Origin of the sequence: Macrococcus equi (assembly GCF_047426745.1) — a bacterium.
Classification (GTDB): Bacteria; Bacillota; Bacilli; order Staphylococcales; family Staphylococcaceae; genus Macrococcoides; species Macrococcoides equi.
In genome coordinates this window covers 1,918,544-1,932,604 of sequence record NZ_CP179732.1, presented here as the reverse complement: position 1 = coordinate 1,932,604, position 14,061 = coordinate 1,918,544, and the positions used below count along the sequence as shown (strand labels likewise).

The following is a 14,061-nucleotide window of genomic DNA, read 5'->3' as shown; positions in this document are numbered from 1 at the left end:
AACAGTTTAATGTTAACGCTTCTTTTTTATATTCTGAATAGCGACCAATTTAAAAATTTCAGTATACATCGTTTTCATCTGCTGATATCCCATGTAATGATGTTTTCTTGCTTCAATATATTGAATTCTTTCATTGAAATTTAATGGTGAAATTTCGTAATTATCTTCTAATATATTTTTGTCAGTAATGTCATTTAATAGATTCATAAGTATAATAATATGATCATAATACGCATCAAGTAATTTTTTTGCTGCATCGCTTTTTAAGGTTCTATTTGCACTATGTTCCTCAATTAACTTTTCTAATGATTGAATATGTTCTTTCATGACACGACCACCTTATGACGTTTACGACCTTCTCTACATTCCTGTAACAATGGACATTCTAGACATTTGGGATTACGTGCAGTGCAGTGATAACGTCCAAAAAAGATAAGCTGATGATGCGTTTTATTCCATCTTTCTTTTGGAATCTTGTCACATAAAGTCGCTTCTACTTGTTTAACGTTATCTTTCCATTTACATATCCCTAATCTTTTAGAAACTCGTTCTACATGAGTATCTACAGCAAGTGCTGGAATGCCATAAGCTACAGATACTACAACATTAGCAGTCTTTTGCCCTACGCCTGGTAAGGCTACGAGTTCTGCATGCGTTTTTGGGACTTCTCCATTATATTTTTCTAGTAATATTTTGCATAACGCCTGAATATTTTTAGCTTTATTTTTATATAAGCCAATCGAGCGAATATCATCCATTAACTCTTCTACCGACACTTCTAAATAATCTTGAGGTGTTTTATATTTTTGAAACAATTTTTTCGTTACTTTATTGACAAGGACATCTGTACACTGTGCTGATAAAAGTACTGCAATCGTTAATTCAAACGGATTATCATGTACGAGTTCACATTCTGCATCAGGAAACATTTCATCGATAATATTTAACATTTCTAGTGTTTTCTTTTTACTTATCATAAGGATTCTCTCCATTTACCCAATCAAAAACGGGAATATCCGGCACTGATTTTGACATTGTTTTAACAGGTTTATATTCATTACTAATTATCTTTGATTCCTCAATCGTTTTAACGTTACGTTTTTTCCAGTTGAGTAATATTCGATCGATATATTTAATGCTTAATTTATTATGACTTGCCGCCTCATTTAAAGCTGCAATAATAATGGATGCTGAATGTTTATCTGTATCAATCCAGTTAGAAATTGTCTCTATTTCAAGTGGAGTTAACGGCCTTGCAAATGCTGCTTCAAATCTCTCAAAGATTGCCTTAAAATCATTTTGTTCTTCCTTTAATTCAACTTTTTTTCTACGTTCAGATATAGCTTGTGATAAGTGATTCTCAAGCGGTGTAAGATCGAATCTCTCTTCAAAATGGTGTTCATCATACTTTTTTACATCAATTTTTATAAAGTCTTTGCTGATTAAATTCTGTAATACTAACATCACTTGTGCTTTATCTATGCTCATCGCATCACTAATTACATCAAATGATGGTAAATTATCACTGACTGAAAGTTCAATTATTTTCATTATCATCATTAACTCTGTTTCGCTCATCCCTATCAGATGGTAATTCTCAAATAATACTCGAGGGATAACAACTTCCTTATTAAATATACTCATAGCCCCTCCTTGTGAAGAAAAATCGTATAGACATTCATCTATACGATTGAAAAGTTATATAATTAATTATTTTATGGATATAATCTATTCAGTAATCTTGGAAATGGACTTGTTTCACGTACATGTTCAACGCCAGAAAGCCAAGCTACAGTACGTTCTAACCCTAAACCAAAACCTGAGTGAGGTACACTACCGTATTTACGTAAATCTGTATAGTAACTATATGCTTCAGGATCTAAACCATGTTCTTTAATACGTTGTTCAATTAAAGCTAAATCCCAAATACGTTCTGAACCTCCAATAATTTCACCATATCCTTCTGGTGCAATCATATCAGCACATTTTACAGTTCCTTCTTCATCGGGATTTGGCTGCATATAGAATGGTTTAATCCCGGTTGGATAATTCAAGATAAACACAGGTAAATCATAATGATTTGCAATGGCCGTTTCATGCGGTGCACCGAAATCATCGCCCCATTCAATATCATCGAATCCTTCTTCTTTAAGGAATTTAATTGCTTCTGTATACGTAATACGCGGGAATGGTGCTTTAACTTTTTCTAATTTTGTAGTATCACGACCTAATAATTTTAAATCCAGCTGACAGTTTTTAAGGACAGACTGTACAATGTGAGATACATATTGTTCCTGCACTTCTAAACTATCTTCATGTTCGTAAAATGCCATCTCTGGTTCAATCATCCAGAATTCGATTAAGTGACGACGTGTTTTTGATTTTTCAGCACGGAACGTTGGACCAAAAGAGAATACTTTGCCATGCGCCATTGCTGCAGCTTCCATATATAATTGACCTGATTGAGATAAAAATGCATCTTCTTCAAAGTATTTCGTATGGAATAATTCACTCGTTCCTTCAGGAGCAGAACCCGTTAAGATAGGTGGATCAATCTTAGTAAATCCTTCATTATTAAAGAATTCATATGTTGCACGAATAATTTCATTACGAATTTTCATCACCGCATGTTGACGTTTTGAACGTAACCATAGATGGCGATGATCCATTAAGAAATCAGTACCATGCGCTTTAGGTGTGATTGGATAATCCACAGATTCATGAATAACTTCAATATCATTAACTTCCATTTCATAACCAAAATCTGAGCGCTCGTCTTCTTTAATCGTTCCCGTGATATATAATGATGTTTCTTGAGTTATGCCTTTTGCGACTTTAAATAAATCTTCTCCTACAGATTCTTTTACTACGACTGCCTGCATAAACCCTGTGCCATCACGCAATTGTAAAAATGCGATTTTTCCACTTGAGCGTTTATTTAAAATCCAAGACCCAATCGTTACTTGCTGACCAACATATTGACTTGCCTGATTAATTGTAATTTTCGTCATATCTACTTCTCCATTTTCTCTTCTACAAATTCTTTAATACGTTTAATAGCTTCTAACATAGAATCTAAATCAGTTGCATAGCTTAAACGAATATTATTTGGTGAACCAAATCCTGAACCTGGTACAACCGCAACTAACTTTTCTTCAAGTAAAGCAGTTACAAAATCTTCTGTATTGTTATATCCACATAGTTCAACCGTTTTACTTACATTTGGATATAAGTAAAATGCACCTTTTGGTTTGATACATTCGATACCAGGAACCTCCATTAATTTTGGATATATTTCATCTAAACGACTCTTAAAGATGCGATTCATTTCATTAAGGAACGTTTTATCTCCATTATAAGCTTCTATCGCAGCCCATTGAGATGGTGTTGTTGGATTACTCGTTGAGTGACTTGATAAATCTGTCATCGCTTTAATCAGTTGTGCATCTCCGCAGGCATATCCAATACGCCAGCCTGTCATTGAGTGACTTTTAGATACTCCATTGATTACTACTGTTAAAGCTTTAATGTCATCATTAAAACTAGCAATACTAATATGTTCACCATCATAAACAAGCGTCTCATAAATTTCATCAGACACAACAACGATATTATTTTCAATTGCCCAATCTGCAATTTGCTTTAATTCTTCTTTCGTATAAACCATACCACTAGGATTACTTGGTGATGTCAGTACAAGTGCCTTCGTTTTATCGGTTTTAACTTTATTCAATGCATCTATCGTTACTTTGTATTCCGTTGATTCATCACTTTCTGCGTAAACTACTTTCCCTCCAGCTAAGATAACTTGTTCAGGATAGCTTACCCAATAAGGAATTGGAACAATTACTTCGTCACCTTCATTTAATAATGCCTGAAATAAATTGTATAATGCATGTTTTGCACCACTCGCAACCATAATTTCATTTAAAGCATAATCAAGTTTGTTGTCTGTTTTTAATTTTTTTTGGATAGCTTCCTTTAATTGTTTTAAACCACCTGATGGCGTGTATTTTGTTGCACCATTTTGTACTGCTTCAAAAGCTTTATCAATAATATTTTGTGGTGTATTAAAATCAGGTTCTCCTGCTGCAAGTCCTATAACAGGTTTACCACTTGCTTTTAATTCATTCGCTTTCGCTGTAATTGCTAGTGTTGTTGACGGCGTTAACTTTTGAACGCGTTGTGATAATTCCACGATTCCTCATTCCTCCCAGGATTCATTATATGAACAGTTTACCAATAATCTATCCAATTTTTAAGTCATTTTATGTTTATTATATAAAAGATTTATAAATCTTATGGAGAAATTGCTCAAAATATTCAATATCCCCCTCAAATTGCTGATAATTTCTCAGGATGTGATTAAATTTATGTGCATAACTACTTTCTTTTATTCTGCGATCAAAACAAATCATCCAACCGCGATCTTGTTCATTCCTAATCAGTCTACCAGTAGCTTGATGTAGTTTATTCACTGCAATTGGGACTTGATATTCTAAAAATACATCATTCACTTCTTCTTTCATCAATGCAATATTTAAATCATTAGGATGCATAAATGGTAGTGATACAATCATCACACATTTTATACCATCATATTTAAAATCAATACCCTCATAGAATGTCTGCGTTGCTAATAAAACACCTTGATCGAGTTGATTAAATTGTTGATTTAGTTTCGTAGTATTAGCATCACTAGTCTGCGTTAAAATAATTTGATCGAGCGTAGTGTCGTACAAATAATCACGCAAAATTTCTACTTGTTGATAGCTATTTAATAAAATGAGTGCCTTACCTTCATAACTATTTAAATAAAGTAATATATACTCCAGACATTTTTGAAGATATCTTTCCTGATTTTGATAGTTAAAGGCAGGAATATCATTAGGAATATACATAGGCGCCGTATATTTCTGAAAATTCGATTCATATTTTATATACTTCAACTCATCCGTAAAAAGTTCTGACAATATGTTTTGTTCATTTAGTGAATTGATTGTTCCGGAAATAAATATCTTAGCGTCAAATACATCCATAATAAATTGCTTAATAATAGCCTTAACCTTACTATCTTTTAAAACTAATTGCACGCCCGATTTATTTTGATTATTAAATGTTAAAAAAATATCTCCTTGAGTGATAATATGTTGATAACACTGCTTCAACTGTTCTTTAAGATTTTCAATCATACTTCTTTGGACTTGGGATAGCGAAGAAGCTTTCAAAAGTAGATTCAGTGCATGTATGATTTCGTGCAATAGAGTAACTGGTTCGTCATTCTCTTTAAGCAATACTCTAACAATACGTTCAGGACTGTAAAAATTTCTGAAATAATCAAATAGCAATTCATATTTCAAATTCAATTGATGTAATTCATCACTAATGCTACCATACTGATAAAATGTTAAATCGCTGAGTTTTTGTTTATGCGTTATTTCTTTCGTATCAAATTCCTGTATAGTCTGTGATATTAAATATTTGATGTCCTGATATTTTATAGTTTTGGTTGTGTACTTCAATGCATAATTTAGGATCTGATGTGCTTCATCTATAATAATATGTTGGTAATTATGAAATATACTTTGTTTTCGACCAGACAGTAAATGTGCATGATTTGTTATGCCAATATGTGCAATATTATCTATCATATTAAATAAATACGTTTCATTTTTTTTATGCTGATAAAGACTTTTCATCAAATCAAAATATATTTTTCTGCCACCATTTAAATTTAATTTTTCAATATCTCCATCGTTATTACTCATTAAATATATTAATAGCTGCATTTTCAATAATAATATATCGTGATTTACCTTACTATCATTTAAAATATAGTCTACAAATTCAACGGTCAAATAATGATTTTTACTTTTGATAATTTGATAAGGTAGGTATATACCAATATTATCCAGTAACTTTATGTCATATTCTATCATTTGATTTTGCAGTGCAATTGTAGAGGTGGAAATTAATATTGACTCATTAGTAGTCGCCACAAAATAAGCAGCTGCAATTAAATAACTTAAAGTTTTACCACTGCCTAATTCAGCTTCTATCGTTAATTCCTGTTTATGTTTTAAACCTAAAAATATCTCATAGGAAAGATGTAATTGTTCTTCACGAAAAACAAAATCTAATTGCTTAATGATATTTTTAAAAAATTCGTCAAAATTCATATCGATTTGAAAAGAATTAAATTCTTTACTTTGTTTTAGATAATCAATGCCTAATTTCGTTTGATAAACTAATGATGTACTTTGATAATTTTTAATAATATCAAATAATATTTCATCAAAATGGTAGCGCATCTCTTTTGCTAAACCATATAAGCGTTTTAATGTAGAAAAAGGCATCTCGCTCAGACGCGTCAAGGCAATGCTTAATATTTCACTGGTTGCCAAAGCATCATCTATTGCACGGTGAGCGTTGTCCAGATTTATCTGAAGTTGCTCTGATAAATATGATAATTGATACCTTTCCATATCTGGAAAGATTATTTTAAAAACATCTACAGTATCAATGATATATTTAGGTTGGTAATCATAACGACATTGCATAAAATATTTCTTTAAGAAATTCAAATCAAAATCAACATTATGCGCAACAAATACACAACCATCTAAAAGTCTGTATAGATTGGCAGCAATAGTATCAAATGTTGGGGCATTTTCCACCATATCATTATTAATTTTAGTAAGAGACTGGATAAAGGGTGGAATCGATTGATCCGTGTATATAAAAGAGTCAAAAGTTTCTAATATAATGTTATCCTGCATGATACAGACTCCAATTTGAATAATTGCATCATGATCTATATTATTGCCTGTCGTTTCTAAATCGACGATAGCATATTTTAATGCCATATTTTACACCTACACTTCTATATCTGCACTAATAAATTGATGAAGCTGCCCACTCTCATCAAGCACAACGAGCACGCCATCATCTTTCAAATCAACAGCCCTGCCGAAGATTTGTTTCTTTCCTTCAGTATATCTTAATGTTCTGTCCCAAATCATTGAATAATCTTTGTAAATATCTTTTATATCTGAAAAAGGCTTATCCAGAAACATTCTGTAATACAATTCAACGGATTCGATTAAGCTTTTTAAAAATATATATCTATCAATTTTCGATCCACACTCTAACATTAGGCTTGTAGCTGTTTTACTAAGTTCAGAATCGAAATCATTTTTTTCGTGATTTATATTAATACCTATGCCGCAAATAATTGTATCCACACCATCAGAGTTACCATTTATTTCTGTTAAAAACCCACATACTTTCTTGTCATCTATATAAATATCATTCGGCCATTTAATCTTTGGATTTATATGACATACTTTTTTTATAGTTTCTGCAATTGCAATAGAGATAAACAAATTGAAAGTTGCTATTTGACGAAAGCTGATATTGGGGTGGAGCACTAAACTCATCCACAAACCAGTGTGCGGTTGTGATAACCATTGTCTTTTAAAACGTCCTCTACCCTCAGTTTGAATTTCAGACAATATTAACAAAGGCTCTTCATACTTTAAACGTAATTCATGAGCCATCGTTTGGGTAGAACTTACTTGTTGATAAACAAAAAGACGGTCAAATATAGAATCTTTCAGCATATAAGTTAATAGATCTCTATCCCAGTGATTAGGAAGACTAATAATATGGTAGCCTTTATTTTTTACAGAATCAAATTGAAATCCTTGTTCTTTTAACCCTTCTATTGATTTCCAGATTGCGGTACGTGAAATATTAAAATGGTCTGCAAGTTTCTGACCTGAAAGATATTCATTTTTATGCTCGAGTAAGAATAATAGTATATCCTGTTTGTATTTAGACATTTTGTTTCGTCCACTCCAATATCTTTTCTCTGTTATTAGTTAACCGTCCCTCTATTACTTCGTTTTCTATATCTTCTAATGTTTGCTTTAACCAAGCTCCTTGTTTTTTACCTAGATGTATCATTAAATCATGACCATTAATTGCAAGTTCACTTCTTGAATGTATCGGTAATAAATGATAGTTTTCCTTAAGTAACTGAATATCTATCATATTATTTAAGTCCAGTTTTTCATGATGGATAAATTTTAATACGTCTTTGATTAAATTTATTTCATATCGATATACAAATTGTCTGATAGAATATCCTGGAATATTAAAATATCTAAAAATATCAGCATACGTTTTAATTAAATTTTTTTCTTGATTTGAAATTTTTAAGTTTGGTAATCTTTTTATACATTCATTTGTTTCACAAAAAATGATATAACCTAAATATATCTCAAATGTTGTTGCATGATGGATTTGATATTTTTTTATATCATTCTTTAAGCACTTAAAGAATGGAATATACCGATACATTTCCTGATAAAAGATTTGCAGCGCTTTACTATTACCAGTTCCTTCTATCATCTTTTTAAACTCTATAACGATACGTTCTATAGAAACGTGTTCTACCATTGGACTTAGTTTATGAATTGCATTTAATGTATTTTCTTCAATATCAAAATTTAATACACTTTGAAACCGAATGGCACGTATCATACGTAAGGCATCTTCCTGAAATCTTTGTTCTGCATCGCCAACTGCACGAATATTTTTCTGCAATAAATCATCTTGTCCCTCAAAGTAATCAATAATTTCTCCTGATTCGTCAATTGCTAATGCATTAATCGTAAAATCTCGTCTTTTTAAATCTGATTTCAAATCAGAAACAAAATAAACTTGATCAGGTCGCCTGTGATCATGGTAATCACCATCTTTTCTAAATGTGGTAATCTCAAACTGATATTCTTCCCACAGGACAAGTACAGTACCATGTTCTATGCCTACGGGAATCGTTCTGTCAAATATATTGATGATCTCTTCTGGCAAACAATTCGTAGTAATATCGATATCATTTACTGGCTTATCTAATAGTATATTTCTCACTGCACCACCAACAATATAGGCTTTATAGCCTTGGGATTCTATATGATGAATCACAGCTTGCGCCGCATAAAATAAACTTTTTGTTGCCTGATTCAAATCTGTTTTCTCTAAAAACATAGTATCTCCTAAGGTTGTTTTATTAATGATTGATAGATTTCTTCATATTGATCCGTAATAATTTTGGAATGGAATCTATTTTTAATATCAATTGCCATAGCTTGTTGAAATTGTTGATATAACGTATCATCCGTTAATAATTTTAATGCATATTCACTTGCTGCTTCTGTGTCTCCAACATCAACAATATAACCTGTTTCATTGTGCTGGATTACTTCTTGTATACCTCCAGCGGTTGTTCCGATACATACCACTCCAGTGTGCATTGCTTCCAGTAATACTAGACCAAAACTTTCTTTTTCACTCATTAATAAGAATAAGTCAGACATTTGATAATAACTTGCAACTTTGTCCTGTTTACCTAGAAACATGACATCTTCTAGCACACCTAATTTTTTGGCATAGTTACGCATCTTTGTCAGCTCAGGACCATCACCCAAAAGAATTAATTTAGATTTTATTTTTTTTCTAACTATGCTAAACGTTTTAATAACGTCCTGAATTCGCTTAACTTTTCTAAAATTAGAAACATGAATCAACACTTTATAATCTTCCGGAATGCCATAACAAGCTCTTAATTCTTTATTTTCAACACTTTCAAAATCACGTTCATTTATAAAATTATAGACGGTCTTTATCTTTTTCTGAGGATTAATAATATCATAAGTTTCTTGTGTTAATGCATTACTTACACTTGTCACAATATCGCTTTCCTCAATACCAAACCTAATCGCACCTTTTAAAGTTGAATCATATCCTAGTACGGTAATATCGGTACCATGCAGCGTTGTAACAATACCCACATCTTTTCTTGAAATTTGTCGTGCCAAAATTCCACATATCGCATGTGGAACTGCATAATGCATATGTAACACATCGAGGTCATAGACATTGATAACCTCAGCAATTTTCGTTGCGAGTGTAATATCATAAGGTGGATATTGGAATACTGAATACTGATTTACATCCACCTGATGAATCGTGATATTAGGCATCTGGAATTGAATACGAAATGGTGTATTAGACGTGATAAAATGCACCTCATGTCCTCGTTCGGCCATTTTTATGCCAAGTTCTGTCGCAATAATGCCTGATCCTCCCATTGTAGGGTAACATGTAATACCAATTTTCATAATTTCCTCCTATAACGATTCAAAATAAGTAATGATTGCTAATGCACTGCCCTCATTCGTAGCAAGAGGAACATCATATACATCAGAAAGTCGCAGTAATGCACTTACATCCGGTTCATGAGGTTGTGCAGTTAATGGATCTCTAAAAAAGAATATGGCATCAATCGCATGATTAGCTACCAACGCACCAATTTCCTGATCACCCCCAAGTGGGCCAGATTTAAATCGTGTCACTGATAATCCTGTGCGCTCTATAACACGTAAACCTGTTGTGCCGGTTGCATACAGTTCATGTTTACTGAATTCATCGATATGATCCTCAATAAAATTAACGAGTGCATCCTTTTTCTGGTCATGGGCAATAATTGCAAATCTCATTATTCATCCACCCTCTCAAATCTATCTTTATCTCTCGTATTAAACTTATACATCGTGTGATTGAAACTTTCAGTTAGATCTATATTCATTGAGTTTGCTAAACAAATTAAGACAAATAAATTATCTGCTAGTTCCATCCCTATATCTTTTTCTTTTTCAGTAAGCTTTTTTTGTTTTGGTCCATACACATGGGAAATTTCTCTCGCTAACTCCCCTACTTCTTCAGTTAATCTCACCATATTTTCCATCGGTGAAAAGTATCCCAATTTAAACTGATTAATATATTGATCTACTTCCTCCTGCATTTCCTTTAAAGTCTTCATAAAAACCTCCAAATATATCAAATAATTCTGTATAATTAAAATTCAAGGGGGGATAATATTGCAAAATAATATAAAAATAATCAATATCATTATGATATTAATAGGTGCATTTATCTTTAGTTTCGGTATTGTGAATTTTAATATGGCTAACGCTTTAACTGAAGGCGGGTTTACGGGTATTGCTTTAATATTATATCATTTATTTCATCTAAGCCCTGCCTTATTAAACTTGATCTTTAATATTCCTCTGTTTTTTGTAGGGTATAAATTACTTGGAAAATTATCATTCATCTATACGATTATCGGTACATTAAGTGTATCGTTATTTTTAGCAATTTGCGAAAAATATCCTTTAAATATTGCATTAAAAGATGATTTACTGCTTGCTAGTTTGTTTGGAGGGGTTTTCATCGGAACAGGTCTAGGAATCATTTTCCGTTTTGGTGGAACAACAGGGGGTGTCGATATATTGGCGCGTCTCATGAAAAAATTTTTTGAAGTACCTATGGGACGTACAATGTTCACTTTCGATTGCTTAGTAATACTCGCTACTTATTTAACCATCGGAGATTATCGTATCACAATGTATACGCTTGTCTGTGTCTTTGTTGGTGCACGTGTAATAGATATGATACAGGATTCAGGTTATTCTGCTCGCGGTGCAATGATTATATCTGAACATCATGAATCAATCTCTAATGAGATAAGTAAAGTTCTTGAACGTGGTGTAACACTGATTAGTGCAACCGGACATTATTCTAAAAGTGAAAGACCAATTATTTATTGTGTCGTTCCACGAAATGAAATTACTCGACTAAAACAAGTGATCAATAGCATCGATCCTCATGCATTTGTATCATTGTTAGATGTTCATGATGTTTTTGGAGAGGGTTTTACACTAGATGAATTTAAAAAACCAATTGAAAGATAGTAAAAAAAGTCAAAGGTGAGAATTTTCACCTTTGACTTTTATTTTTTGCTTAATCAGAATTTCTAGCCATCATAAAGAATCGTAAGAATTCTGCTACTGCTACTGCTGTCGCTGCAACGTATGTCATAGCTGCTGCAGATAAAACACTTTTAGCATGACGATATTCTTCTTCATTGACAATATGTAATGCCTCAATCTGCTGCATAGCTCGTTTACTTGCATCAAATTCAACAGGTAAAGTAACAATTGAAAATAACACTGCAAATGACATCAAGGCAACACCTGCCCAAATCGCCATTGCTCCTATGCCTCCACCTTGTTGACTCATACCTGTAAGTACAGCACCAATCATAATAAGCATATAACTGAATGTTGTACCTAAATTAGCAAGAGGTACTAATGAACTACGCACCTTTAACATGCTATAGCCTTCAGCATGCTGAATTGCATGACCTACTTCATGGGCTGCGATTGCAGTACCTGCTACACTCGGTTGTCTAAAATTCGATGGACTTAAGACAACTAGTTTTTTAGCTGGATCATAATGATCTGATAAGAAACCTTCACCTTCAACTACACGGACATCATTGATACCATTTGCCGCTAAAATTTCTTCAGCAACTTGCTGACCTGATTTACCACTTGTAGATCGTACACGACTATATTTGTTATAAGTAGATTTCACTTTATATTGAAAATACATCGGTACTAACATGATAATAATAAAATACAGAATGTAACTCATAAAATGTATTTCCTCCTTTAATTAATTACTTTAATTCTATTAAAAAGGTCAAATTTAATCAAATATATTGTCTCTTTTGATTAAATAAATCAGTGTTGCAAAACAAATTATTGTCAACCAAAATGAAAAATAACCAATATGTTGAATATAGTGACTTAACATACTATAAACAGGATATTGCATGTAAACATAATCAACCACATCATTATGGAATACCCATACTGCTGAAATCATCACTTGCTTTATTTCAATCTTAAATAATGGATAAAAAATAAAAGCCTGTATTGCCATTATTCCATGTGACACACATAGCATCAAACCAATACCCGTGATTTCTTGAAGCTCTATAAATGTAAAAATATTCATTACAACTGCCCAAATACCGTATTTTAATAATGTGACAAATGCCAGACATTCAAATAAAGGTATATGTCTTCCTAAGAGAATAGCCAATAATGCAATGATTAAGAAAAGTGTTGCTGTTGGACTGTCGGGCACAAAAGGTATAAAGTACCATTTCGTCTTTACTAATTGACCAAGATACCAATAGTAACCATAAAGTGTACCTAACAAATTACAAATAATTATAAAAATTAAGAATGGTTTACTCTGAAGCCAGAAAAATAGTTGTTGCAATGTTTGTCACCTCATAAAAAAAGAATCATCACATGGATGATTCTTTAGTTATTATTTCTTAAGTGGCTTTCCATCTTGGTCTGTTTCTTCAAGACCTTCGATAAATTTAGCAACTTCTTTAATTTGATCTTTTGTTAATGTGTCTTTAAATGATGGCATTGCACCACTACCCTTTTCAACAAAACCTTCAACTGCTGCTGCAGGTAACTCAGACTTCACTAAGTTAGGACCAGCTCCACCAGTTAATTCACCACCATGACAACTTGTACAGTTAGACTTGATGATTTTTTCATATGTTGGATCTTTCTTATCTAAGTTAGTAAATACAATCTTACCTTGTGCCTCTTGCTTCTTCCAATCATGATAATGAGAAGATTCCCAAGTAGTATAGAAGATAATTGCTACAGCAAGTAACATAAACCCTGATGCTAAAGGACGTTTTGTCCATTTTCTCTCAGGACCTCTATCTAACCATGGTGCAAGCATTAAAGCACCAAAAGCGATACCAGGCATTACAATTGCACCGAATGTGTTGAATGGACCTGATGCATATGTGTACTTTAAGATTTGATACAAGAATAAGAAATACCAGTCTGGTAGTGGCGTATAACCAGTATCTGACGGATCAGCAATACGCTCTAATGGAGAAGGATGCGCTACTGTTAAACATAAATATGCAACTAAGAAAACCGCTCCAGTCATCCATTCTTTTAATAAGAAATCAGGCCAGAAACTTTCCGTTTTACCTGGAAATTCAGAATAATCTCGATTTAACTTTGGTTTCTCGTATGATTTGATACGAGAATCACCAACAAATTTCATACCTTTACCGCGATGCATCTATATTACCTCCTTTTATAGTAT

Annotated in this window: 15 protein-coding genes; 1 reads left to right on the top strand and 14 read right to left on the bottom strand. The window is 32.6% G+C overall.

What is annotated here, in order from left to right; all coding sequences use genetic code 11:
• Positions 1 to 12: 12 nt before the first annotated feature.
• The 11 genes from ACMGE6_RS10210 to ACMGE6_RS10160 form a co-directional block, all read right to left on the bottom strand.
• Positions 13 to 327: a YpoC family protein gene (locus ACMGE6_RS10210; RefSeq protein ID WP_414046396.1), complete on the bottom strand. Its 315-nt coding sequence runs from the start codon at positions 325 to 327 to the stop codon at positions 13 to 15.
• Entirely contained in the window at positions 324 to 977 is a 654-nt protein-coding gene (nth, locus tag ACMGE6_RS10205) for an endonuclease III (RefSeq protein WP_414053692.1), read from the bottom strand. Before nth ends, ACMGE6_RS10210 begins: the two co-directional genes overlap by 4 nt.
• Complete coding sequence (locus tag ACMGE6_RS10200) at positions 967 to 1,644, bottom strand: DnaD domain-containing protein (RefSeq protein WP_414053691.1); 678 nt, start codon at positions 1,642 to 1,644, stop codon at positions 967 to 969. Before ACMGE6_RS10200 ends, nth begins: the two co-directional genes overlap by 11 nt.
• 71 nt (positions 1,645 to 1,715) lie before the next feature.
• The gene (asnS, locus tag ACMGE6_RS10195; RefSeq protein ID WP_414046393.1) at positions 1,716 to 3,011 is read right to left on the bottom strand and encodes an asparagine--tRNA ligase; all 1,296 of its coding nucleotides are present in this window, start codon (positions 3,009 to 3,011) and stop codon (positions 1,716 to 1,718) included.
• 2 nt (positions 3,012 to 3,013) lie between these two features.
• The gene (locus ACMGE6_RS10190) at positions 3,014 to 4,198 is read right to left on the bottom strand and encodes a pyridoxal phosphate-dependent aminotransferase (protein ID WP_414053690.1); all 1,185 of its coding nucleotides are present in this window, start codon (positions 4,196 to 4,198) and stop codon (positions 3,014 to 3,016) included.
• Positions 4,199 to 4,277: 79 nt separating this feature from the next.
• The gene (locus tag ACMGE6_RS10185) at positions 4,278 to 6,866 is read right to left on the bottom strand and encodes a helicase C-terminal domain-containing protein (RefSeq protein ID WP_414053689.1); all 2,589 of its coding nucleotides are present in this window, start codon (positions 6,864 to 6,866) and stop codon (positions 4,278 to 4,280) included.
• Positions 6,867 to 6,875: 9 nt separating this feature from the next.
• On the bottom strand, positions 6,876 to 7,844 hold the full coding sequence (locus ACMGE6_RS10180; RefSeq protein ID WP_414053688.1) for a biotin--[acetyl-CoA-carboxylase] ligase: 969 nt from the start codon (positions 7,842 to 7,844) through the stop codon (positions 6,876 to 6,878).
• Positions 7,837 to 9,051 carry a CCA tRNA nucleotidyltransferase gene (locus ACMGE6_RS10175; RefSeq protein WP_414053687.1) on the bottom strand — a complete coding sequence of 405 codons (1,215 nt, stop codon included), beginning with the start codon at positions 9,049 to 9,051 and terminating at the stop codon, positions 7,837 to 7,839. The genes ACMGE6_RS10180 and ACMGE6_RS10175 overlap by 8 nt, the downstream gene beginning before the upstream one ends.
• An 8-nt stretch (positions 9,052 to 9,059) precedes the next feature.
• A complete protein-coding gene (bshA, locus tag ACMGE6_RS10170; RefSeq protein ID WP_414053686.1) occupies positions 9,060 to 10,184 on the bottom strand; it encodes an N-acetyl-alpha-D-glucosaminyl L-malate synthase BshA in 1,125 nt (374 codons plus the stop codon).
• A 9-nt stretch (positions 10,185 to 10,193) separates the two neighbouring features.
• Positions 10,194 to 10,562, bottom strand: a complete 369-nt coding sequence (gene mgsA / locus ACMGE6_RS10165; RefSeq protein ID WP_414053685.1) for a methylglyoxal synthase — start codon at positions 10,560 to 10,562, stop codon at positions 10,194 to 10,196.
• Positions 10,562 to 10,885: a nucleotide pyrophosphohydrolase gene (locus ACMGE6_RS10160; RefSeq protein WP_414053684.1), complete on the bottom strand. Its 324-nt coding sequence runs from the start codon at positions 10,883 to 10,885 to the stop codon at positions 10,562 to 10,564. The genes mgsA and ACMGE6_RS10160 overlap by 1 nt, the downstream gene beginning before the upstream one ends.
• A 58-nt stretch (positions 10,886 to 10,943) precedes the next feature.
• On the opposite strand from ACMGE6_RS10160, the gene ACMGE6_RS10155 reads away from it, so the two are divergent.
• Entirely contained in the window at positions 10,944 to 11,816 is an 873-nt protein-coding gene (locus ACMGE6_RS10155) for a YitT family protein (RefSeq protein ID WP_414053683.1), read from the top strand.
• A 49-nt stretch (positions 11,817 to 11,865) separates the two neighbouring features.
• Here the strand turns inward: ACMGE6_RS10155 and ACMGE6_RS10150 are convergent, their stop codons facing one another.
• Genes ACMGE6_RS10150 through ACMGE6_RS10140 form a run of 3 tightly spaced genes read right to left on the bottom strand, consistent with a single transcriptional unit; the run spans position 11,866 to position 14,037 of the window.
• Positions 11,866 to 12,570 (bottom strand): zinc metallopeptidase, encoded by a 705-nt coding sequence (locus ACMGE6_RS10150; protein ID WP_414054853.1) that lies wholly within the window; start codon positions 12,568 to 12,570, stop codon positions 11,866 to 11,868.
• 45 nt (positions 12,571 to 12,615) lie between these two features.
• On the bottom strand, positions 12,616 to 13,197 hold the full coding sequence (locus ACMGE6_RS10145; RefSeq protein ID WP_414053682.1) for a DUF1405 domain-containing protein: 582 nt from the start codon (positions 13,195 to 13,197) through the stop codon (positions 12,616 to 12,618).
• A 51-nt stretch (positions 13,198 to 13,248) separates the two neighbouring features.
• Complete coding sequence (locus tag ACMGE6_RS10140) at positions 13,249 to 14,037, bottom strand: menaquinol-cytochrome c reductase cytochrome b/c subunit (protein ID WP_414046382.1); 789 nt, start codon at positions 14,035 to 14,037, stop codon at positions 13,249 to 13,251.
• Between the last annotated feature and the right edge of the window lie 24 nt (positions 14,038 to 14,061).

Excerpts from the sequence above, each read along its gene's own strand:
- asnS (WP_414046393.1), bottom strand. The coding sequence starts at position 3,011 with ATGACGAAAATTACAATTAATCAGGCAAGTCAATATGTTGGTCAGCAA.
- ACMGE6_RS10175 (WP_414053687.1), bottom strand. The coding sequence starts at position 9,051 with ATGTTTTTAGAGAAAACAGATTTGAATCAGGCAACAAAAAGTTTATTT.
- bshA (WP_414053686.1), bottom strand. The coding sequence starts at position 10,184 with ATGAAAATTGGTATTACATGTTACCCTACAATGGGAGGATCAGGCATT.
- ACMGE6_RS10210 (WP_414046396.1), bottom strand. The coding sequence starts at position 327 with ATGAAAGAACATATTCAATCATTAGAAAAGTTAATTGAGGAACATAGT.
- ACMGE6_RS10140 (WP_414046382.1), bottom strand. The coding sequence starts at position 14,037 with ATGCATCGCGGTAAAGGTATGAAATTTGTTGGTGATTCTCGTATCAAA.
- ACMGE6_RS10200 (WP_414053691.1), bottom strand. The coding sequence starts at position 1,644 with ATGAGTATATTTAATAAGGAAGTTGTTATCCCTCGAGTATTATTTGAG.
- ACMGE6_RS10180 (WP_414053688.1), bottom strand. The coding sequence starts at position 7,844 with ATGTCTAAATACAAACAGGATATACTATTATTCTTACTCGAGCATAAA.
- mgsA (WP_414053685.1), bottom strand. The coding sequence starts at position 10,562 with ATGAGATTTGCAATTATTGCCCATGACCAGAAAAAGGATGCACTCGTT.
- ACMGE6_RS10185 (WP_414053689.1), bottom strand. The coding sequence starts at position 6,866 with ATGGCATTAAAATATGCTATCGTCGATTTAGAAACGACAGGCAATAAT.
- ACMGE6_RS10160 (WP_414053684.1), bottom strand. The coding sequence starts at position 10,885 with ATGAAGACTTTAAAGGAAATGCAGGAGGAAGTAGATCAATATATTAAT.
- nth (WP_414053692.1), bottom strand. The coding sequence starts at position 977 with ATGATAAGTAAAAAGAAAACACTAGAAATGTTAAATATTATCGATGAA.